Origin of the sequence: Kitasatospora arboriphila (assembly GCF_039528095.1) — a bacterium.
GTDB lineage: Bacteria > Actinomycetota > Actinomycetes > Streptomycetales > Streptomycetaceae > Kitasatospora > Kitasatospora arboriphila.
Window position 1 is genome coordinate 99,684 of record NZ_BAAALD010000004.1, and the last position, 20,887, is coordinate 120,570.

At 74.9% G+C, this 20,887-nt stretch carries 20 protein-coding genes; 7 read left to right on the top strand and 13 right to left on the bottom strand.

Annotation, left to right across the window (positions count from 1 at the left end):
• Positions 1 to 2 precede the first annotated feature (2 nt).
• Positions 3 to 899 carry an alkaline phosphatase family protein gene (locus ABD353_RS03620; RefSeq protein ID WP_344621965.1) on the bottom strand — a complete coding sequence of 299 codons (897 nt, stop codon included), beginning with the start codon at positions 897 to 899 and terminating at the stop codon, positions 3 to 5.
• A gap of 234 nt (positions 900 to 1,133) precedes the next feature.
• Between ABD353_RS03620 and cobC the strand changes: the two genes are divergently transcribed.
• Positions 1,134 to 2,654 (top strand): Rv2231c family histidinol phosphate aminotransferase CobC, encoded by a 1,521-nt coding sequence (cobC, locus tag ABD353_RS03625; RefSeq protein ID WP_344621966.1) that lies wholly within the window; start codon positions 1,134 to 1,136, stop codon positions 2,652 to 2,654.
• Here the strand turns inward: cobC and ABD353_RS03630 are convergent.
• The 12 genes from ABD353_RS03630 to ABD353_RS03685 all read right to left on the bottom strand — a co-directional run bounded on the left by ABD353_RS03630 (position 2,641) and on the right by ABD353_RS03685 (position 15,303).
• On the bottom strand, positions 2,641 to 3,444 hold the full coding sequence (locus ABD353_RS03630; protein WP_344621967.1) for an MOSC domain-containing protein: 804 nt from the start codon (positions 3,442 to 3,444) through the stop codon (positions 2,641 to 2,643). The genes cobC and ABD353_RS03630 overlap by 14 nt on opposite strands.
• A gap of 11 nt (positions 3,445 to 3,455) precedes the next feature.
• Positions 3,456 to 4,052 (bottom strand): HAD domain-containing protein, encoded by a 597-nt coding sequence (locus tag ABD353_RS03635; protein ID WP_425555068.1) that lies wholly within the window; start codon positions 4,050 to 4,052, stop codon positions 3,456 to 3,458.
• A gap of 97 nt (positions 4,053 to 4,149) precedes the next feature.
• Positions 4,150 to 5,739, bottom strand: coding sequence for a D-alanyl-D-alanine carboxypeptidase/D-alanyl-D-alanine endopeptidase (dacB, locus tag ABD353_RS03640; protein ID WP_344621969.1), 1,590 nt, complete (start codon positions 5,737 to 5,739; stop codon positions 4,150 to 4,152).
• Between the two features lie 168 nt (positions 5,740 to 5,907).
• Positions 5,908 to 6,642 carry a polyprenol monophosphomannose synthase gene (locus ABD353_RS03645; protein ID WP_344621970.1) on the bottom strand — a complete coding sequence of 245 codons (735 nt, stop codon included), beginning with the start codon at positions 6,640 to 6,642 and terminating at the stop codon, positions 5,908 to 5,910.
• A 96-nt stretch (positions 6,643 to 6,738) separates the two neighbouring features.
• Positions 6,739 to 7,920: a M48 family metalloprotease gene (locus ABD353_RS03650; RefSeq protein ID WP_344621971.1), complete on the bottom strand. Its 1,182-nt coding sequence runs from the start codon at positions 7,918 to 7,920 to the stop codon at positions 6,739 to 6,741.
• 104 nt (positions 7,921 to 8,024) lie between these two features.
• Positions 8,025 to 9,047, bottom strand: coding sequence for a glutamine synthetase GlnII (gene glnII / locus ABD353_RS03655; protein WP_344621972.1), 1,023 nt, complete (start codon positions 9,045 to 9,047; stop codon positions 8,025 to 8,027).
• 183 nt (positions 9,048 to 9,230) lie between these two features.
• Entirely contained in the window at positions 9,231 to 10,145 is a 915-nt protein-coding gene (locus ABD353_RS03660; RefSeq protein ID WP_344621973.1) for an SCO1860 family LAETG-anchored protein, read from the bottom strand.
• A gap of 285 nt (positions 10,146 to 10,430) precedes the next feature.
• Entirely contained in the window at positions 10,431 to 11,108 is a 678-nt protein-coding gene (locus ABD353_RS03665) for a uracil-DNA glycosylase (RefSeq protein WP_344621974.1), read from the bottom strand.
• Positions 11,109 to 11,202: 94 nt separating this feature from the next.
• On the bottom strand, positions 11,203 to 12,294 hold the full coding sequence (locus ABD353_RS03670; protein ID WP_344621975.1) for an amidohydrolase family protein: 1,092 nt from the start codon (positions 12,292 to 12,294) through the stop codon (positions 11,203 to 11,205).
• A gap of 49 nt (positions 12,295 to 12,343) precedes the next feature.
• Entirely contained in the window at positions 12,344 to 12,736 is a 393-nt protein-coding gene (locus ABD353_RS03675) for a hypothetical protein (protein ID WP_344621976.1), read from the bottom strand.
• A gap of 34 nt (positions 12,737 to 12,770) precedes the next feature.
• Entirely contained in the window at positions 12,771 to 13,991 is a 1,221-nt protein-coding gene (locus tag ABD353_RS03680; RefSeq protein WP_344621977.1) for a hypothetical protein, read from the bottom strand.
• A gap of 544 nt (positions 13,992 to 14,535) precedes the next feature.
• Positions 14,536 to 15,303 carry a GntR family transcriptional regulator gene (locus ABD353_RS03685; protein WP_344621978.1) on the bottom strand — a complete coding sequence of 256 codons (768 nt, stop codon included), beginning with the start codon at positions 15,301 to 15,303 and terminating at the stop codon, positions 14,536 to 14,538.
• A 269-nt stretch (positions 15,304 to 15,572) separates the two neighbouring features.
• Between ABD353_RS03685 and ABD353_RS03690 the strand changes: the two genes are divergently transcribed.
• The 6 genes from ABD353_RS03690 (at position 15,573) to ABD353_RS03715 (ending at position 20,779) form a co-directional block, all read left to right on the top strand.
• On the top strand, positions 15,573 to 16,748 hold the full coding sequence (locus ABD353_RS03690; RefSeq protein WP_344621979.1) for an ABC transporter substrate-binding protein: 1,176 nt from the start codon (positions 15,573 to 15,575) through the stop codon (positions 16,746 to 16,748).
• Positions 16,749 to 16,756: 8 nt separating this feature from the next.
• On the top strand, positions 16,757 to 17,713 hold the full coding sequence (locus ABD353_RS03695; protein WP_344621980.1) for an ABC transporter permease: 957 nt from the start codon (positions 16,757 to 16,759) through the stop codon (positions 17,711 to 17,713).
• Entirely contained in the window at positions 17,701 to 18,546 is an 846-nt protein-coding gene (locus ABD353_RS03700) for an ABC transporter permease subunit (protein ID WP_344621981.1), read from the top strand. The genes ABD353_RS03695 and ABD353_RS03700 overlap by 13 nt, the downstream gene beginning before the upstream one ends.
• 14 nt (positions 18,547 to 18,560) lie before the next feature.
• The gene (locus ABD353_RS03705) at positions 18,561 to 19,643 is read left to right on the top strand and encodes an ABC transporter ATP-binding protein (RefSeq protein WP_344621982.1); all 1,083 of its coding nucleotides are present in this window, start codon (positions 18,561 to 18,563) and stop codon (positions 19,641 to 19,643) included.
• A 150-nt stretch (positions 19,644 to 19,793) separates the two neighbouring features.
• Positions 19,794 to 20,459, top strand: coding sequence for an HAD family hydrolase (locus ABD353_RS03710; protein ID WP_344621983.1), 666 nt, complete (start codon positions 19,794 to 19,796; stop codon positions 20,457 to 20,459).
• On the top strand, positions 20,459 to 20,779 hold the full coding sequence (locus ABD353_RS03715; protein WP_030266578.1) for a DMT family transporter: 321 nt from the start codon (positions 20,459 to 20,461) through the stop codon (positions 20,777 to 20,779). Before ABD353_RS03710 ends, ABD353_RS03715 begins: the two co-directional genes overlap by 1 nt.
• Positions 20,780 to 20,887 lie beyond the last annotated feature (108 nt).

Here is a 20,887-nt window from a genome sequence, read left to right on the forward strand (position 1 = left end):
CGTCAGTTCCAGATGCCGGTGATGTCGGAGGCGCTCGCGGCGTTGCCCGCGTGGCTGGTCAGGCCGGCCAGGTCCTCCAGGGTGCGCAGCGTGTTGTAGTGGTTGTAGGTGGTGGCGGTGGAGCTGCCCGCGGCGACGTGCTCGCCGTAGAAGATCGTCGGGATGCGGTTGCCGGAGAGCTTGTTGTCCTCGTCGAAGGTCACCACGAGCATGCTGTTGTGGGTCTTCGCCCAGGTCGCGTAGGCGCCCAGGTTGTTCTGGATCCAGGTGTCGCCGGTGGAGACCGAGCAGTCGTGCATGTCGCTGCACAGGTTCGGCACCACGAACGACACCTTGGGCAGGGTGGTGTAGTCGGTCGGGAACTGGGTCATCGTCTTGGCGGTCGAGGTCGGCACGTTGGAGAAGCCGAACCACGGGTTGTGCTTCTGGGCGTACTTGGTCGCGCTGTTGCTGCAGACGGTCGAACCCTGGCTGGGCAGGCCCTCGTTGTAGCTCGCCCAGGTCTGGCCGGCGGCGATCAGCTCGGAGGCGAGGTTCGGCGCCGAGATCGAGCCGACGGTGACGCAGCTGTCGTCGGTGCGGCCCTGGTTGGAGCCGGAGAACAGCTGGTAGTAGTTGGGCTCGCTGGGGTGGGTGAGGCCGTAGGACTGGGTCAGGTTGGCCCCGCCCGCCTTCAGCGTGTTGTTCAGGTACGGCGCGCTGGAGCTGCCGATGACCTGCGAGTAGGCGTGGTTCTCCATGACGACGACCACCACGTGGTCGGGGGTCGGGAGCGTGGCGGCCTGGGCGGTGGCGCCGGTGACGGCCCAGATGCCGAGCGATCCGGCGGCCATCGCCACGGCTCCGGCGAGGGCGGTGAAGGTGCGCCGGTTGCGCTTCGGGGTCCGAGCGGCGGTCATGCTGTCCTCCGTACGAGGGGCGGCAGTTGAGGGTGGTGCGAGGCAGTGCTGGCTGCGACCGGTCGAGCGGCCAAACCCTAGGCCGGGGCCGGTGGCCGGGGCCGCGCCGCGGAAGTGAAGAACGGAAGAACAGCATCCGACGCCGGTACGTTCCATCTCACACCCGCCACGATTGACCCGCCCGTCGCGCCCGTGGTGGGATTTCCGGCAGGTCACAGGGGTTGCGGAGGCACGGTGGTGGAGCTGCACGGCCCGCTGGTCGCCGGTGTCGGCGCCCGCCCCGGCACCCCCGCGGACGAGGTCCTGCGCCTGCTCGACGAGGCACTGGCCACCGCCGGCCTCGACCGCACGGAGCTCGTGCTGCTGGCCACCGTCGACGTGAGGGCCGCCGAACCCGGCCTGCGCGGGGCCGCCCGGATCCTCGGCGTCCCGCTGACCGCGCACCCGGCGGCCGTGCTCGCCGCGGTGCCCGTACCGAACCCCTCCGCGGCCGTCCGCGCCGCCCTCGGCACCCCCGGCGTCGCCGAGGCCGCCGCCCTGGCAGAGGCCCCCGGCGGGCGCCTGGTGGTGCCCAAGACGGCCTCCCGGACGGCCACGGTCGCGATCGCCCGCCGCGCCCCCGCCCCGGACGAGCCGCTGCGCCCGGGCAGCCCCGACCGCCCCGCGACCCCTCGGGAGACCACCGCGATGAGCACCGACTTCGACCTCCGGCACCACGGCGACGCGGAGGTCCGCGCCGCCGGCCTGGTCGACCTCGCCGTCAACGTCCGCACCGGCACCCCGCCCCCCTGGCTGCGCGACCGGCTCGCCGCCACCCTCGGCGACCTCGCCGCCTACCCGGACCCGGCCGCCGCCCGCGCCGCCGTCGCCGCCCGGCACGGCCGGCCGGCCGGCGAGGTGCTGCTCACCGCCGGCGCCGCCGAGGCCTTCGTGCTGCTCGCCCGGGTCGTGGCGGCCCGTCACGTCTGCGTGGTGCACCCGCAGTTCACCGAGCCGGAGGCCGCACTGCGGGACGCCGGGCACACCGTGCACCGGGCGGTGCTGCGCGCCGGGGACGGCTTCCGGCTGACGCCCGGCGCGGTGCCCGAGGAGGCCGACCTGGTGGTGATCGGCAACCCCACCAACCCGACCTCCGTGCTGCACCCCGCCGCGGACGTCGCCGCGCTCGCCCGCCCCGGCCGCACCCTGGTGGTCGACGAGGCCTTCATGGACACCGTCCCGGGCGAGAGCGCCGCCCTCGCCGACGTGCGCGGCCTGCCGGGCCGGGTGGTCGTGCTGCGCAGCCTCACCAAGACCTGGGGCCTGGCCGGGCTGCGGATCGGCTACGTGCTCGGCCCGGCGGAGCTGATCGCCGAACTCGCCGCCGCCCAGCCGCTCTGGCCGGTCTCCACCCCGGCGCTGGCGGCCGCCGAGGTCTGCTCGGCACCGGCCGCGCTCGCCGAGGCCGAGGAGGCCGCCCACGAGCTGGCCGCGCACCGGGCGCACCTGCTGGCGGGCCTGCGCGGCGTCCCCGGCGTGCGGGTGCACGGCACCCCGGCGTCCTCGTTCCTGCTGGTGGAGCTGGCCGGCGCGGCCGCGGTGCGGGAGCGGCTGCGGGAGGCCGGGTTCGCGGTGCGGCGCGGCGACACCTTCCCCGGCCTGGGGCTGGACTGGCTGCGGATCGCCGTCCGGGACCCGGCCACCGGAGACCGCTTCCTCGCCGCGCTGGCCGCCGCCGTCGGCGCCCCGCCCGCCCGCCCGGTCACCGCAGGCTGACGGCGTCCCCGCGGCGGACGGTGCCACCCGCCAGCACCCGCGCGTACACCCCGGCGCAGGGCATCGGGCCCGTGCCGGGCAGCGGCTCCACCCGGTTCAGCCGGGCGGCCGCGCGCAGCGCCTCGAGGTCGCGCGGCAGCGCGCCGTGCGCCAGGGTCGGGACGGCGCAGCGCGGGGTCGCCGCCAGCACCTCCAGCCGGACGCCGTCGCCGATCCGCAGCTCGCGGCCGACCCAGCCGTTCTCCGGGAAGCCGCGCCGCCCCGGGGTGTCGACCACCAGGTTGGGCCGGTAGCGGGCCGCCGCGACCGGCCCGCCGGTGCCGGTGCCCTCGCCGAGCGCCGCCAGCGTCGCGGTGCTGACCAGGTGGACGGGTGCGAAGTCGAAGAACGTCCCGGGCGGCGCCGCACTGCCGAGGACGTGCACGGTGGACGTCACCTCGGCGTCCGCGCCGCGGTCGAGCACCTCCTCGGGGACGCTGCGCTCCAGCTCGGCGCCGGGCGGCGGCACGTCGACGGCCCGTACCTCCCGGCCGAGCAGCGCGGTGAGCCCCGCCTCGTCCAACTCCCGTCCGTCGGCGGCGAGCAGGCGGATCCCGTGCGGGGTGGTGCGGGCGGTGACGGTCAGCAGGGCGCGCCACAGCCGCGGGTTCTTGGCGCTGACCACGCGGCCGGTGGCGGTGTCGAGCAGGGCGCGGACCCGGTCGCCGTCGAGGCCGCGCCCGGTAATCCGCGCATGGGCGATCTCCTCGCCGAGCGCGGACTTCAGGGGGTGGCGGTGCAGGCTGCGCACCGTCCCGGCGGTCACCGGCCGGCCGCCGGAAGCTGCTCGGCCCAGTGGGCGAGGGCCGCGAAGTCCGCGGCCCGCAGGCCGTACCGGTGGTCGATCAGCAGGGTCAGCGCCGGAGCGGGGTGGTGGGCGGTGATCCAGGCGGTGTCCTGCGGTTCGATCTCGTCGTCCACCCAGGCGAACGGCCGGCCGGCGGCCCACTCGGTCAGGTACCGGGTCTTCCAGTGCAGCCCGTCGGGGTCGCCGTGGTGCATCCGCGGCCAGCGGACGAAGGGCAGCCGGGGCAGGCCGATCGGCGGCCCGATCCACTCGTTGGCCTCGTCCTGCCAGGTGGTGCACCAGACGAGCCGGTACGGCAGGGCGAGCAGGGCCGGTCCGTGCCCGGGGTGCAGCCACAGCCGCAGCGGCTTCACGCGGGCCGGCGGTGTGTCGCGGTGCCGTTCCAGCCAGGAGGCGGGCTTCACCCGGTGGGTGAGGTAGCCCTCGGGCCGGCGCTGCGGCTTCGCCCGGTACGGGTTGAGCGGCCCGTCCACGTCCAGCAGCAGCAACGGCCGCCCGTCGTCGTCCGGTCGTTCCACGACCCCTCCCCCGTACCGCGGTGTCCGCCGCATTGTCGTCGGGGGCTGTGCCGCCGGGCCACCGGGTTTCGGCGGGCACGCCGCGGGGCGCGGACGGCCGTGCCGTCCGCGGCCCGGTGGTGGCGGTCCGTCAGTGGTGCGGGTGGCGGGCGGCCTGCTGCTGGAGGAGGGCGGCGACGTTCGTGACGTCGTCGATGACCTCCAGGAAGTCGTCGAAGTCGGCGGCCTGGGTGTTGTTGACGCCGGCGAAGAAGGTGTGGAGCCGGCCGTTGCCCGCGTCCAGGTAGCCGGCGACGGTCTCCGCGCCGACGGCGAGCTGCTGGTTGAGGTAGTCGAAGCCGGCGACGGTGCCGGTCTTCGCCCAGACCTTGCCCTTGGCCGGGCAGTCCGTGCAGTTGTCGGCGAGGGTGCCGTCGACGCCGAGGATCGGCAGGGCGTTGCGGAAGGTGTCCGCCTCGGGGGTGCGCAGCCAGTACGCGAGGATCTGGTTGATCGCGACGGGCGTGACCCGGTCGACGGGGTCGCCGCCGCGGCCGTCGGCGAGCTGGACCTGGGTGAGGTCGACGCCGGCCCGCTCCAGGAAGGCCCGCAGCACGGGGAAGCCGTCCAGGCAGTCGTGGCTGCCGGCGGAGACGGCCATCAGGCAGATCCCCAGGTTGGCGCCGAGGTTGTGGCTGACCTTGAGGATGAGCCGGGTGTACTGCTCGAACGGCGGGGAGACGTAGGCGGCGACCCGGGAGCCCGCGGGGTACGAGGCGGGCAGCAGGTCCACCGGGTTGGGGCCGACCGGGCGGGCGCCGACCGTGACGCCGGCCCGGGCGAGCGCCTCGATCAGGGCGGTGCGGGCGAACGCGTTCGGGTCCTGGACGTGCGAGATCCGCAGCACCGGGGCGGCGTCGGCGGCGATGGTGCCGGAGAGGGTGATCCGGGTGCCGTCCGGGTCGGCGGACACCTGGATGTCGGTGGTGCCGCCGGCCGGGACGGTCCGCACGTCCGAGGTGACCTGGTACGGGGCGACCTGCGGCCGCCAGAACAGCTGCGCGGTCTGCCCGGGGGCGGTCGGGGTGGTGAGCAGGTCGATGACGTTGTCGTTGACGATCATCGGGGTGGGCGCCGGGTCGAGCGGCGGCCCGGCGGTGAACAGCCGCGGGTCGACGACGACGTTGCCGCGGACCTGGGTGATGCCGGCCGAACGGACCTGCTGCGCGATGGAGTCGAGGCCGGCCAGCGGGTCCTCCGGGGTGAGCGTGGCACCCGGGACGTCGTTGGCGTAGGTGTGGTCGACGGGCGTGTAGGAGACCTGGCCGTCCGGCGCGGTCCGCCCGCCCATGGTCAGGTCGCCCTGCGCGACCATCGCCAGGTTGCCGGTGAGGACGGAGCCGGAGCGGTTGCCCAGCGCGTTGACCGGGGTGGTGAAGCGGTGGTCGCCGCCGAGCGTGTCCCAGACGCCGGAGACGCTCATCAGCTTGGCGACCGATCCGGGGATGAAGAACTTGCCGCCCTGCAGGTCGTGGATCGTCCGGCCGGTCTGCGGGTCCTGCTCCAGGATGCCCCACTGGGAGTGCTGGTACCGCGGCTTGTCCAGGATCGCGGAGATCGCGGGGCCGAGGTCCTGGCGCGGTCCCTTCTGCGGGGCGGCCGCACCGGTGGTCGCGGTGACGCCGACCAGCACGGCGCCGATGCCGGCCCACACCCGCCGGCTCCGGGTCTTCACTCGCATGCGTTCAACCGTTCGGGAGTCGGAAGCCCGGTCGTACCCGGCCTTACCGACGCAGCATAGGAACGCGGAGGGGCGCGATCCGGCCGACACCGCTGCACGGTGACGGCACGTCACCCGCGCGGCGGGGGCCGGGGTGCTCCCCCGGCCGGCCGCCGCGGCGGGGGCCGGTCAGCGGCGTCCGGCGAACAGCAGTTTCCACGGCGCGAGCGCCGACTCGACCTGGACGCCGAAGCTCATCTTGGAGGCGCCCTTGACCCGCTCCTCGAACCGGATCGGCACCTCCGCGATCCGCAGGCCTCGGCGGACGGTGCGGTGGTTCATCTCGACCTGGAAGGAGTAGCCGTTGCTGTGCACCGACTGCAGGTCGATCGCCCGCAGGGTGTCCGCCTTCCACGCCTTGAAGCCGGCGGTGGCGTCCTTGACGTGCAGCCGCAGGATCGCGTTGACGTAGAAGTTGGCCCAGGCGGAGAGCGCCTTGCGGTGCCACGGCCACTCGGCGGCGGTCGAGCCGCCCGGCACGTAACGGGAGCCGAGCACCACCGCGGCGTCGCCGGAGAGCAGGGTCTCGACCATGACCGGGAGGACGGCGGCGGGGTGCGACAGGTCGGCGTCCATCTGCACGACCACGTCGGCGCCCTCGTCGAGCGCCCGGCTCATGCCGGCGACGTAGGCGCGGCCGAGACCGTCCTTGTCGGTGCGGTGCAGCACGCCGACGGTGTCCGGCGACTCGGCGGCCAGCTTGTCGGCGACCTCACCGGTGCCGTCCGGCGAGTTGTCGTCGACGACCAGCACGTGCAGGTCGGGCATCCCCAGGTCGGCGAGCAGGCCGACGATGACCGGCAGGTTCTCCCGTTCGTTGTACGTGGGCACGACGACGACGACCTTGGGGGAAGGGTCCACCATGAATCAGAGTCCTTGTTCGATACGTTCCGTGACGACTCCCGCGAGTCTACGGCCGCGGCCGTGGACGCCGGCACGGCAGTCGGCGGCGCCCGGTCCTCAGCCGGCCGGGGGTGCCGCGGCCGGCGGCGCGGCGGCCGGGCGCCAGGCGCGGGCGGCGGCGATCCGGCGGGTGGCACTGGGGTGGGTGCCGAAGAGCAGCACCAGCAGGCGCGGCGGGTCGACGTCGGACACGTTGGCCACCGCGAGGCGGCGCTGCATCGCGATGAACTGCTCCGGGTCGTCGGTGAGTTCGAGGGCGTGCCGGTCCGCGCGGGCCTCGATGCGGCGGCTGGCGGCGGCCTGCAGCGGGCCGGTCGCGGACCCGATCAGCGCGGCCAGGGCGGCCAGCAGCGGCAGCGAGCGGGGGTCGGCGGTGGGCTCGCCGCCGGCCGCGTCCAGCAGCGGCTGCCAGTTCGCCGCCAGCCCGATCAGCACGGTGGCCGCGGCGGCCCCGGCCGCGCCGAGCAGGGTGCCGGTCAGCACGTCCCGGTGCTTCACGTGGCCGAGTTCGTGGGCGACGACGAGCTCCACCTCGCGCGGCTCGGCCGTGTTCAGCAGGGTGTCGTAGGCCACGATGCGGCGGGTCGAACCGAGGCCCGAGACGTAGGCGTTGAGCGCGGTGGTGCGGCGCGAGGCGTCCGCGACGAGGACGTCCCGCACCCGGACGCCGTCCCGGTCCGCGAGGCCCAGCAGGGCGTCCCGCAGCGGGCCGGCCGGCATCGACGAGAAGCGGTTGAAGACCGGTTCGATCAGCAGCGGGTGCAGGAAGGACAGCGCCGTCACCAGCAGTGCGGCGAGCACCGCGCCGGGGATCCACCAGCGGTCCGGGGAGCGTCCGGTGAGGGCGTACAGGCCGAGCGCGGCGGGCAGGAGGAGCGCCAGCCCGAGACCGAGGCCGCGCAGCGCGTCGAGCGCCCAGCCGCCCCAGCCCTGGGTGACCAGGCCGTAGCGGGCGCGGACGGCCCTGATCCGGGCCCCGAACGGCATCCGGACGGCCTGGCCGAGCACCGCCAGCGCCGCCGCACCGCCCAGCACCTCGGCGGTGCGCGAGCCGCCGAACAGGCCGCCCGCCCACGTCACCAGCCCGGCACCGGCCGGGGTGAGGCCGAGCACCAGCGTGAGGGCGAGCGCGGTGAGCGCACCGCCGAGCAGCCACGGCACCTGGGCGCGCCGCAGGGCCCGGCCGCGGGCCGTCTGCTCGGGCGTGAAGTCGGGCGTGGGGTCGGGGTCGTCCGCCATGGAACCACCCTACGGAAGGCCGTGCGCGGCGGGTACGGAAAGCGCCCGCCGCTCGCCTCCGCGGTGCGGAGGGAGCGGCGGGCGAAGGCTCTGGGGAGCGCGGATCAGACCTGGCCGGCCTTCTCCAGCGCCTCGCAGCAGGTGTTGATCAGGAGGCGGGTGACGACGTAGGGGTCGACGTTCGCGTTCGGGCGGCGGTCCTCGATGTAGCCCTTCTGCTCCACCTCGACCTGCCACGGGATGCGGACGGAGGCACCGCGGTTCGAGACGCCGTAGGAGTAGACGTTCCACGGGGCGGTCTCGTGCTTGCCGGTGAGGCGGGACTGGATGTCGTCGCCGTACTGGTTGACGTGCTCCATGACCTTCTCCTGGGAGGCGCCGAGCGACTCGCAGGCGGTGATGATCGCGTCGTAGCCCTCGCGCATCGCCTTGGTGGAGAAGTTGGTGTGCGCACCCGCGCCGTTCCAGTCGCCACGGGCCGGCTTGGCGTCCAGGGTGGCGTCGATGCCGAACTCCTCGGCGGTGCGGTAGAGCAGGTAGCGGGCGATCCACATGTCGTCCGAGACGGTCAGCGCGTCGACCGGGCCGATCTGGAACTCCCACTGGCCGGGCATGACCTCGGCGTTGATGCCGCAGATCGCGAGGCCGGCGTCCAGGCAGCGGTCGAGGTGCAGCTCGACGATCTCGCGGCCGAAGACCTCCTCGGCACCCACGCCGCAGTAGTAGCCGCCCTGCGGGGCCGGGTAGCCGCCCTCGGGGAAGCCGAGCGGGCGGGAGCCCTTGAAGAAGGTGTACTCCTGCTCGATGCCGAAGATCGACTCCTGAGCGGCGTACTGCTCGGCGATCGGGCGGAGCTTCGCACGGGTGTTGGACACGTGCGGGGTGCCGTCGATCTCGAAGACCTCGCACAGCACCAGGATGTTGTCACCGCCGCGGATCGGGTCCTTGACGACCTTCACCGGCTCGAGCACACGGTCCGAGGCGTGGCCCTCGGCCTGGTTGGTCGACGAGCCGTCGAAGCCCCAGGTGGGGATCTTGTCCGCGTTCGGCAGCACCCGAGTCTTGGAACGGAGCTTGGCGGTCGGCTGGGTGCCGTCGATCCAGATGTACTCGGCCTTGATTGCCATTGCGGTGAACCTCACTGCTTGGGTGGTGGGTGCCCGCGTAGCGTTGCAAGCCGCCGTTTCCCGGTTGTTCCTCCTATGTAACGCCCATGTGAACCAACCGTCCGCGGCGGCACGCTCACCCTCGGACAGTGCACGTCTCGGGATGTGGGCGCACCGGTGGGACGGCTGGTTCACCCGGGGCGGTCAGCGGCGGCGTGCGTGGGCCCGTCGGCGACGGGTGGCCCAGAGCGCCGCACCGCCCGTGACCAGCAGCGTCGCCGCTCCGCCGACCAGCGTGCCGGTGCCGCTGCTGCCGGTGGAGGCGAGCGCCCCGGGCTGCCCGGCGGGCACGGGGAGGTCGGCCTTCGTCGGCTTCGGAGCGGGCCGGGAGGTCTGGACCACGGGCGCCGCGGTGGGCTTCTCGCAGGAAACGGAGGCGACCGTCACCTTGCCCGTAACCCGGGCGACGTTGAGGTTGAGCGGATTGAGGTCGACCGACACCTCCAGGGCGGAGGCCGCGGCCGTCGTCGTGGTGACCGTCTTCTTGGAGAACTCCACCTCCACCGTGCCGACGGCGGGCACGGCGACCCGGCTCGGGCTGTTCAGGCCGACGCTGACCGGGCGGCCCAGCACGGTCAGCTTCAGCGGGGAGGTCACCTTGGCGGTGGGACGCCCGTCCACCGGGCAGGTGACCTCGGCGGAGAGCGCCTGCAGGCCGAGCAGGGTGGTGCCGGGCAGGCCGGGGGCGTGCACGTCCGCGTCGGCGAGCGTCACGGAGGCCGAGGTGCCCCGGTCGTCGGAGTGCGTGACCGAGCGGCCGACGTCCGCCTTGACCAGGGTGACCGGGCGGCCGCGGTCGACGCCGTCCACCGCCGCGGTGAGCATCGAGGCGTCCCGCTCGGCGGGTGTCTGCACCTTGTTGAGGGTCGCGTCGACGGGGACGCGCACCGCCTTGTCGAGCAGCGACACCTCCAGGTCGACCTCGGCGGTGACCGCCCGGGCGCTGCCCGCCGACCCCTTGGGCGTGGCGGCCTGCGCGGTGGCGGCCGGCAGCGAGACGGCGAGCGCGGAGGCGGCGAGCGAGGCGGCGACGGCGCGGACGGAAGAACGGGACGGCATGACGGAGTGACCCCCACACATGGACGAGGAGGAGCGCGCCACCGACGTCGCCCTGCGCGGGGACGTCACCCCGCGCGGGGCGCGGAGACATCCCCGGCGCGGGCGCGGAGAAAGCGGGGCGCGCACCGGTCCGGGGACGGGGCTCGTGCTCTGGACTGACAATCAGTCTCACTCGAACCGTGCGTCACCCGAGCACCACGGAGCGTCAGTTCACTCCTTCGGGTGAGGTTGACGCCGCGGCCTGACACCCGCCGGCCGCGGCACCCGAGACTGACGCCAACTCCGTTACGCCAGGCGCCAGTCCACCGGCTGCGCGCCCTGCCGGACGAGCTGCTCGTTGGCCCGGCTGAACGGGCGGGAGCCGAAGAAACCGCGGTCCGCGGACATCGGGCTGGGGTGCGCCGACTCGATCGACGGGATCCCGCCCAGCAGCGGACGGAGGTTGCGCGCGGCCGAGCCCCAGAGGATCGCCACCAGCGGGCCGCCCCGGGCGGCCAGCGAGCGGATCGCCTGCTCGGTGACCTCCTCCCAGCCCCTGCCCTTGTGCGCGTTGGGCGTGCGCGGCGCCACCGTGAGCACGCGGTTGAGCAGCAGCACGCCCTGCTGCGTCCACGGAGTGAGATCGCCGTTGGACGGCGGCGGGAAGCCGAGGTCCGTCCCGTACTCCCGGTAGATGTTCACCAGGCTCGCCGGGATCGGCCGGACGTCCGGCGCCACGGAGAAGCTGAGGCCCACCGCGTGGCCCGGGGTCGGGTACGGGTCCTGACCGACGATCAGGACGCGGACCTGGTCGAACGGCTGCTGGAAGGCGCGCAGCACGTTGGGGCCGGAGGGCAGGTAGGTGCGGCCGGCCGCCAGCTCGGCGCGCAGGAAGTCGCCCATGGCGGCGACACGCGGCGCCACGGGCTCCAGGGCGCGGGCCCAGCCGGGTTCGACGATCTCGTGCAGGGGACGGGGTGCCATGGTGATCACCCTAGCGGCCCCCGCCGACACGCCGTCGGGGAGCTTGACGTCCGCGCCCCGCCCCTACTCGCGGACGGCGCCGGCGCCGTCCCGCTCAGGCCACCACCCGGCCGCGCAGCACCACGGCCTGCGGATCGGCGAGCACCCGGACGTCCGCCCGCGGGTCCTCGGCGTACACCACCAGGTCGGCCGGTGCGCCCTCGGTCAGGCCGTCCCGGCCCAGCCATGCGCGGGCCGCCCAACTCGCCGCCGACAGCGCCTCGGTGGCCGACAGCCCGGCCTTCACCAGCTCGGCCACCTCCTCGGCGACCAGGCCGTGCGCGAGCGAGCCGCCCGCGTCGGTGCCGACGTACACCGGGATGCCCGCGTCGTGCGCGGCGCCCACCGTGTCGTACCGGCGCTCGTGCAGCCGCCGCATGTGCGCCGACCAGGCCGGGAACTTCTCCTCGCCGCCCGCCGCCAGCTTCGGGAAGGTGGCGATGTTCACCAGGGTCGGCACGATGGCCACCCCGCGCTCGGCGAACTGCGGGATCAACTCCTCGGTGAGCCCCGTCGCGTGCTCGATGCAGTCGATGCCGGCCGCGATCAGGTCCGGCAGCGACGCGGCGGCGAAGCAGTGCGCGGTGACCCGGGCGCCCTCCTCGTGCGCGGCGGCGATCGCCTCGCGCAGCGCGTCCCCGGGCCAGCAGGCCGTGAGGTCGCCCTCCTCGCGGTCGATCCAGTCGCCGACCAGCTTGACCCAGCCGTCGCCGCGCCGGGCCTCGTGCCGGACGAACGCGGCCAGGTCGCCGGGCTCGATCTCGTGCGCGTAGTTGCGGATGTAGCGGCGGGTCCGGGCGATGTGCCGCCCGGCCCGGACGATCCGCGGCAGGTCCTCGCGGTCGTCGATCCAGCGGGTGTCGGCGGCCGAACCGGCGTCGCGGATCAGCAGGGTGCCGGCGTCCCGGTCGGTGAGCGCCTGCTTCTCGCTGGTGGCCTCGTCGACGGCGCCGTGCGCGTCCAGGCCGACGTGGCAGTGCGCGTCGACCAGGCCCGGCATCGCCCAGCCGGCGACGGTGCGGACGTCGGCGGCGTGCGCGGGGCGGTCGAAGGTGACCCGCCCGTCCACCACCCACAGCTCGTCCCGGACGTCCTCGGGCCCGACCAGCACTCGCCCCTTGATGTGCAGCACCGCGCCATCGCTCATGTCCCGCACTCTACCCACGGGCCGCCGCCGCCAGGCTGCGAAGCAGGTGTCAGGCGAGCGCCGCGAGCGCGACGAACCCGCCCCGGGCGGCGTCCCCGCCGAACACCTCGGCCCAGTCCACCTGCTCGGGCATCGCGTCGAGGGAGACCACCACGGCGCCGCCGGCCTCCGCCGCCTCGGCGCACCAGGCGTCGATGTACGCGGCCTCCTCCGGGTCGCCGGGAGAGGTGAGCGTCGGGATCACGCAGCCGGCCTCCCCGGGTCCGTCGACCACGCACATGATCAGACTCGGCACCAGCGTCCACCCCGCGCAGATCGGCATCTTCCCGTCGGGGCCGTCGGCCAGCACGGGCAGCGCGGCGTGGAAGGGCGCCGCACCGAGCAGCAGCAGCGGGGGCACCGGACCCGTCACGAAGCGGGCGTTCTCGGGGGGCAGCAGCATCCGGTCACTGTGCCACGGCGGCCCGGCGCGGCCGTCACGGGGTGTACGACTCCACGACGGGGTGCCAGGCGTCCTGGAGCTGCGGCTGGGTGGAGCCGACGGCCCAGAGCGCGCCGGTGCCGGGGACGGGGGCGACCGAGAAGAAGGAGGCGCCGGCCGCGGCCGGGTCGGCCGGGTGGTGCGTCCAGGCGCCGTCGCGGTACCGGAGGGTGAAGGCCGGGACGGCGGCGCCGGGCTGCTCGCCGGCCGCCCAGAGGGTGCCGTCGGGGGCGGCGGCCACCGCGTGGAGCTGGCCCTCCGCATCGGCGGGCGGGTCGGCGGGCCGCCAGTCGCCGCCGTCCCAGTGCAGCAGGTAGGGCCGGGCCGGGCCGTCCTCGTCGGTGCTGGAGCCGGCCGCCCACACGTCGTCGGGGGCGAGCACGGCGACCGACTCCAGGGTGGTGCTGCGGCCGTCCTCGCCGGGGGCGTCGACGATGCGCCAGGCCCGGCCGTCCCAGTGCTCGGTCAGCGGCCGGCCGGTGCCGTCCGGGTCGTAGGCGACGCCCACGGCCCAGAGTCCGCCCGCGCGGTCGGCGGCGGCGCCGAGCAGCGCGGCGTCGCCCTCCGTCCCCGGGGTGGGGACGGTGCGCCAGGCCGAACCGTCCCAGTGCAGGGCCAGCGGGCGGGGGGCGGTGGTGCGGTCATGCGCGGTGGCGCCGACCGCCCACAGGTCGCGCGGGCCGGCGGCGGCGAGGGCCAGCGGGTGGACGGACCGGTCGGCCGGCCCGGCGGGCAGCGGGACCTCGCGCCAGGCGCGGCCGTCCCAGTGCTCGGCGAGACCGCGGTCCTCGCCGGCCGCCGGGTCGCTGCGGCTGCCGACCGCCCAGACGTCGCCCGGCCCGAACGGCAGGACGGCCTCCAGGCTGCCCGCACCGCGGTGGCCGGGCACCTTCAGCCGGCGCCAGACCCGCCCGTCGTACCGCTCCACCAGCGGGGCGCCGCCGGCCTGGCTCTCCTCGTAGCCGACCGCCCACGCCGCGTCGGGCCCGAGCGCGGCGACCGAACGGAGCTCCTGGTTGCGCGGGGCGGACGGCAGCCGGACGGCGTGCCAGCCGGCTGCCCGGGGGGCGACGCGGTCGGCCGGGCCGTCCGGGCCGTCCGGGTCGGCGACCGGAACGGGCGGGGCCGCCGCGGTGGCCGCCGCACAGGCGAGCGCCAGGGTGACCGCCCGCCGGAGCAGCCGCTCCACCCGCCCTGTCGGTCCGGTCCGTGCCATGGGGTTCCCCTCCCTCGCGCACCGGCCCCGACGGACCGTGCAGCACGAGTGCACCAACCCGCGGCCGTCCGGGCGAGCCGCAGCACCCGACTCGCCGCACACTCGACCCGATCGGGTGACACCTGACGAGGTTTCAACCCGCCTCTCGCACGCCCCGCCGATCTCCGGCAGCGGCACCCGCCGCCCGACCGCCCGGCAGAGCCGTCCACGACCCCACGGGCACAGGCGCACCGCCCACCGGGCGACACGACGACACCACCCCGGCCGTCCCGGCGCGACGGGTCGTCAGCCGACAAAGGCCCGGCGGAGTGCCACGACCGACGGCCCGCCGCCCACGGCACCCGCCGCCCGACCGCCCGGCAGAGCCGTCCCCGTGCCCACCGACGGCGGCCCCGTGCCGGGCACGGCACCACGGCGTACGACCCCACGGGCACACACGCACCTCCCCCGGCCGCCCGCACCGCCCAGCGACGCCGGGGCACGGTCGTGAACCCTGCCGCGAACCGGCGGCGGACGCGGCCGGTCGGCGGGAGCGCGGCTCCGGTCAGTCGCCGTCGCGGGCGTGGCGCGAGAGGGCCGAGGAGGCCAGGGAGTTGTGGATGGAGAAGGCGACCGTGCCGGGCAGGTAGCGGTCCTGGGACCACTCGACGGGCGTGCCGGTAGGGTCGGTGGTGCGGCGCTTCTCGCGGAGCAGCGGGCTGCCGCGGCGGCAGCCGAGCAGACGGGCGTCCTCGGTGTTGGCGGCGACCACGTCGATGGTGTGGTCGGCGTCGGTGAAGAGGATGCCGTGCTCGCGCAGCGGCTCGGTGTGCGAGACGGCGTCGGCGGGGAGTTCGGCGACGATCTCGCCGACCCGCGGCGGGTAGACGGTGCGTTCGACCATCACCGGCGTCCCGGAGAGGGTGCGCAGACGGAGGGTCACGTACACCTCCGAGCCGGGCTCCAGACGGAGCAGCTCGCACTCGGTGGCGTCGGCGGGGCGGCGGACGAGCGACTCCAGCCGGCCGCCGGGCTCCTCGCCCATGGAGCGGGCCCAGTGGGTGAAGCTGAGCAGTTCGGAGAAGCTCTGCACGCGGGCGGTGCCGAGCACGACGCGGCGGGTGCCGCGGCGGGAGGTGACGAGGCCGTCGGCGCGCAGCAGGGCGAGCGCCTGCCGGACGGTACCGCGGGAGACTCCGTACCGCTCGGCGAGGGCGCCCTCGGCGGGGAGGCGACCGGCCTCGCCGTAGCGGCCGGTGGTGATCGCCTCGCGGAGGTCGGCGGCCACCGTGCGGTAGAGGGCGCCGGTTGCGCGGTCCGGGTCTGCTGGCACGGCGGTGTGGTCCTTCCTGGCAGGTGTCCGCCGCATTCGGCGCGGGGCGGACGGCACCGACTGTAACCGTTTTCGATCACCGATCGGCGGGCCGGTCTCCACCGTTCCCGCAGCCGCCCCCTGTCCTGGGGCGTCCGTTCACCTTCCCGTCACCGCTCTCCGGCGTACTTACCGGCGTCGCCGAAAGTTGGCTGGCCAACTTGGCCGGTCCGACCGGCGCCTCCCCGAGCGAATCCCGCAGCAGCGCCCCTCACCCTGGAGAACCATCCGTGACCGTGCACCGCGCCCGTGCCGCCGCCTTCGCGGCCGTGCTGACCGCCGCCGCGCTCTCCCTGTCCGCCTGCGGCTCCGCGGGCTCCTCCGCGGCCTCCGGCGACGCCGGCAAGCCCGCGGCGGGTGCCAAGGCCGCCAAGGACGCCGCCTCCGCGGCCGACCTCGGCGGCATGGACGCCCTGGTCGCCGCCGCCAAGAAGGAGGGGAAGCTGCACGTCATCACGCTGCCCCACGACTGGGCGAACTACGGCAAGATCCTCGAAGGCTTCAAGGCCAAGTACGGCATCCAGATCGAGGAGGAGAACCCGGACGGCTCCAGCCAGGACGAGATCAACGCGATCACCTCCCGCAAGGGCCAGGACCGCGCCCCCGACGTGGTCGACCTCGGCAGCGCCTTCGCGCTGCAGGCCGCCAAGGACGGGCTGCTCGCCCCGTACAAGGTCGCCGGCTTCGACAAGGTCGCCGACACCATGAAGGACCCGGCCGGCCTGCGGGTCAACGACTACGGCGGCTACATCTCGATCGGCTGCGACGCCAAGCGCGTCGGCACCTGCCCGAAGACCTTCGCCGACCTGCTGAAGCCCGAGTACAAGGGCAAGGTCGCGCTGAACGGCAACCCCACCAAGTCGGGTTCGGCCTTCGGCGGCGTGTACGCGGCGGCGCTCGCCAACGGCGGCTCGCTGGACGACATCCAGCCCGGCATCGACTTCTTCGCCAAGCTGAAGCAGTCCGGCAACTTCAACCCGGTCGAGTCCACCCCGGCCACCGTCGAGAAGGGCGAGACCCCGATCTCGATCGACTGGTCGTACCTGAACGCCGGCTACACCGACGAGTTCAAGGGCAAGGGCATCGACTGGCAGGTCTCCGTCCCCTCGGACGGCTCCTACGCCCAGTACTACAACCAGGGCATCAACAAGTTCGCCCCGCACCCGGCGGCCGCCCGCCTGTGGCAGGAGTATTTGTTCAGCGCCGAGGGCCAGAACCTCTACCTGGGCGGCTACGCCACCCCGGCGCTGTTCGACGCCATGAAGAAGGACGGCACCCTCGACACCGCCGCGGCCGCCAAGCTGCCGACCGTCGAGAAGCCCTTCACCACCTTCCCGACCCAGGACCAGATCACGGCCGCGAAGAAGGTCGTGACCGAGAACTGGACCAAGGCGATCGCGGGCTGATCGACACCATGACCACGGCTCCCACCCCGGTGCCGGCCCCGGCCGCCGCTGACCCCGGCGGCGGCCCGGGCGCCGTGGCCGCCGGGCCCGCGACTCCCCCGCCCGCCCCCCGGGCCCGCCGCCTGCGCGGCGGATCCTGGCTGGCCGCGCTGCCGCTCCTGGCGTTCTTCGCGATCGGCTTCGGCCTGCCCGCGATCGCCATCGCCACCGGCGCGTTCACGCTCTCCTCCGACGCCGAGACCGGCGCCGGCTCGTTCACCACCGCCAACGTCACCGACTCGGTGCAGGGCGCCTACTGGACGGCCCTGCTGAGCAGCGTCAGGCTCTCCGCGCTCACCGCCCTGATCGGCACCGTGGTCGGCCTCCCGCTGGCCCAGGCCGTGGTGACCTCCCGCTTCCGCGCCGTCCGCGAGGCGGTGCTGACCGCCTCCGGCGTGCTCGCCAACTTCGGCGGCCTGCCGCTGGCCTTCGCCTTCGTCGCCACCCTCGGCAACGCCGGCGAGATCACCAAGCTGTTCCACCTCACCGAGCACGGCTGGACGCTCTACGGCTTCACCGGCCTGAGCATCGCCTACCTGTACTTCCTGGTGCCGCTGATGGTGCTCACCATCACCCCCGCCCTGGACGGACTGCGCCGGCAGTGGCGCGAGGCCGCGGCCAACAACCGGGCCACCGCCCTGCAGTACTGGCGGCACGTCGCCCTGCCGATCCTGCTGCCCTCGCTGCTCGGCGGCTACGTGCTGCTGTTCGGCAGCGCCTTCGCCGCGTACGCCACCGCCGCCGCGATGGTCGGCGCGACGGTGCCCCTGATCAGCCGGTCGATCGCCGACGCGCTCTCCGGCAACGTCCTGGTCGGCCAGGGCAACCTCGCCCTCGCCCTCAGCCTCGACATGATCGTCGTCGCCGTCCTGGTGATGGCCGTCTACCTGCCCCTCCAGCGCCGGAGCGCCCGATGGCTCAGCTGACCCCGAAGGCCGGCGGCGGCCGGCGCCCGCGCCCGTGGCGCGGGGCCGTGCTGCTCGTCGCCGGCCTGTACTTCCTCGTCCCGATGGCCGCCTCGGTCTGGTTCTCGGTCGACGACCCCAACGGCGGCGTGCAGTTCGACGCCTACACCGGCCTGCTGAGCGCCCCCGGCTTCACCGACGCCCTGCTGCTCACCCTCGAACTCGCCGCCGCCACCGTGGTGGTGCTCCTGGTGCTGCTCGTCCCGGCGCTGATCGCCGCCCGGCTCGGCACCGCCCGGATGCGGGCCGTGCTCGAAGTGGTCTGCACCCTGCCGCTGGTAGTGCCGCCGGTCGCCTTCACCGCCGGCCTGATCGGCGTGCTGCGCTGGGGCCCGGACCACCTGATGGACACGCCCTTCTTCCAGACGATCGTGTTCGTCCAGCAGCCCGAGTTCCCGCTCGTCCTGGTGATCGCCTACGTGCTGATGTCGCTGCCGCTCGCCTACCGCGCCCTCGACGCGGGCCTGCGCGCCGTCGACGTCCGCACCCTGGTCGAGGCGGCCCGCAGCTGCGGCGCGAGCTGGCCGCGCGCCGTCGTCACCGTCGTCCTGCCGAACCTGCGCGGCGCCCTGCTGAACGCCGCCTTCCTCACCCTGGCCCTGGTGCTCGGCGAGTTCACCGCCGCCTCCATCCTCGGCTACCAGCCCTTCGCGGTCTGGGTGTACTCGGTGGGCAACAGCCAGGGCCAGATGTCCGTCGCGGTGTCCGTGCTCAGCCTGCTGATCACCTGGGTGCTGCTGCTCCTGCTCGCCGCCGCCGGCCGCGAGCGCCGCCCCGCACCCGCCCGTTCCTGACCCGGAGACCCCGCATGAGCACCGCCGCCCCGCACACCCCGCCCACCGCGACCGCCGCGGGCGGTGCCACCGTCGAGTTCCGCGGCCTGCGCCGCGCGTTCGGCGCCACCACCGCCCTGGACGGCCTCGACCTGGACGTCCGCCCCGGCGAACTCCTCGCCCTGCTCGGCCCGTCCGGCTGCGGCAAGACCACCGCGCTGCGCATCCTGGCCGGCTTCGAGACCCACGACGCCGGCGAGGTCCTCGTCGACGGCAAGCCCGTCACCGGCATCCCCGCGCACCGCCGCGACGCCGGCATGGTCTTCCAGTCGTACAGCCTCTTCCCGCACCTGACCGCGCTCGACAACGTCGCCTTCGGGATGCGGATGCGCGGCACCGGCAAGGCCGAACGCCGCGCCCGCGCCCAGGAACTGCTGGAACTCGTCGGCCTGCCGCAGCACGCCGCCCGCTACCCGCACCAGCTCTCCGGCGGCCAGCAGCAGCGGATCGCCCTCGCCCGCGCCCTCGCCCTCACCCCGCGCGTGCTGCTGCTCGACGAGCCGCTGTCCGCCCTGGACGCGAAGGTCCGGCTCACCCTGCGCGAGGAGATCCGCCGCCTCCAGCGCGAACTCGGCATCACCACCCTCTTCGTGACCCACGACCAGGAGGAGGCCCTCTCCATGGCCGACCGGGTCGCGGTGCTGCGGGCCGGCCGCCTGGAGCAGTGCGCGGCACCCGCCGAGCTGTACGCCCGCCCGGCCACCGCCTTCGTCGCCGAGTTCGTCGGCACCATGAGCCGCATCCCCTGCGAGCGCGCCGTCGCCGGTGTCGCCCTGCTCGGCCGGACGTACCCGGTCGACGGCACGCTGCCCGCGGACGGCCCACTGGAGGTGCTCGTCCGGCCGGAGAACGTCGTGCTGCGCCCCGACACCGACGGCGCCGCCCAGGTCACCGGCGCCTCCTTCCTCGGCGCCGTCACCCGGCTCACCGCCCGGCTCGCCGACGGCACCGAGGTCAAGGCCGACCTGGCCACCGAGGCCGCCGCCGCCCTGCCCCCCGGCAGCCGCGCCGACATCACCCTCCCCGACCGCCCCGTCCTCGTCGACCGCCGGCGGTAGATCGGGAAACCCGTCAGGGGCGCGGAGAACTGCGCGATTCGGATGCGGGTCACGTACAGGTCCGGGCTCGGCCCGTGCCGTCGCGACATTTGCACCGGACTGCGCGGTCCCCCGCGCCCCTCATTTCATCCGACTGCGTAAGGTTCACCCATGCCGCACACCCCCGCCGCCGTCCTGTTCGACATGGACGGCACACTCGTCGACACCGAGCCCCTCTGGTGGCAGGCCGCCGCCGAGACCGCGGCCGAGCTCGGCCTCTCCCTCGACGACTCCGACCTCCCGCACGTGCTCGGCCGGGCCGCCGAGCACACCGCCGCCCACCTGCACCGGGCGAGCGGCACGGACCGGGCCGAGGCGGACCTCGTCGAGCAGCTCAACCGGGCCTTCGCCGGCAAGGTCGCCGCCGAGGTCGTCCCCCGGCCCGGCGCCCTCGATCTGCTCGCCGCCCTGCGCACCGCCGAGGTGCCCACCGCACTCGTCTCCGCCTCGCCGCGGCGCGTCGTCGACCTGGTGCTGGGCGCGATCGGCGACCGCTGGTTCACCACCACCCTCGCCGCCGAGGACACCGAGCGCACCAAGCCCGACCCGGACCCGTACCTCGCCGCCGCCGCCCGCCTGGGCCTCGACCCGGCCGCCTGCGTCGCCGTCGAGGACAGCCCGGCCGGGGTCGCCTCCGCCGCGGCGGCGGGCTGCGCGGTGCTCGCCGTGCCGTCCACCGTGCCGATCGCCGCGCGCGGCCGGATCACCCTGCTCGACAGCCTCGAAGAGGCCGACGTGGCCCTGCTGCACGCGCTCGCCGCCGCCCGGCCGGCCTGATGCCGTACCTGCTGCTCGCGCTCGCCATCGCCAGCGAGGTCTGCGCCACCAGCCTGCTCAAACTCACCGACGGCTTCAGCCGCCTGTGGCCGAGCATCGGGGTGGCCCTGGGCTACGTGCTCTCCTTCCTGCTGCTCGGCCGCGCCCTGAAGCACATCCCCGTCTCGGTGGCCTACGCCGTCTGGTCGGGCGCGGGCACGGCGGCCGTCGCCGCGATCGGCGCCACCTTCTTCGCCGAACCCCTGGGCCGCCTCCAGTGGCTGGGCATCGCCCTGGTCATCACGGGCGTCGTCGTCATCAACCTCCGCGGCGGCCACTGACGCCCGGCCGGCGGGCACGGGGTGACCCGCCGGTTCGGGGCAGGGTTCGCGGTTCTTCCGACGGGGCGTCATGTCGCGTTCATCCGCGGGCCGCCGGGGGCCGGGTCA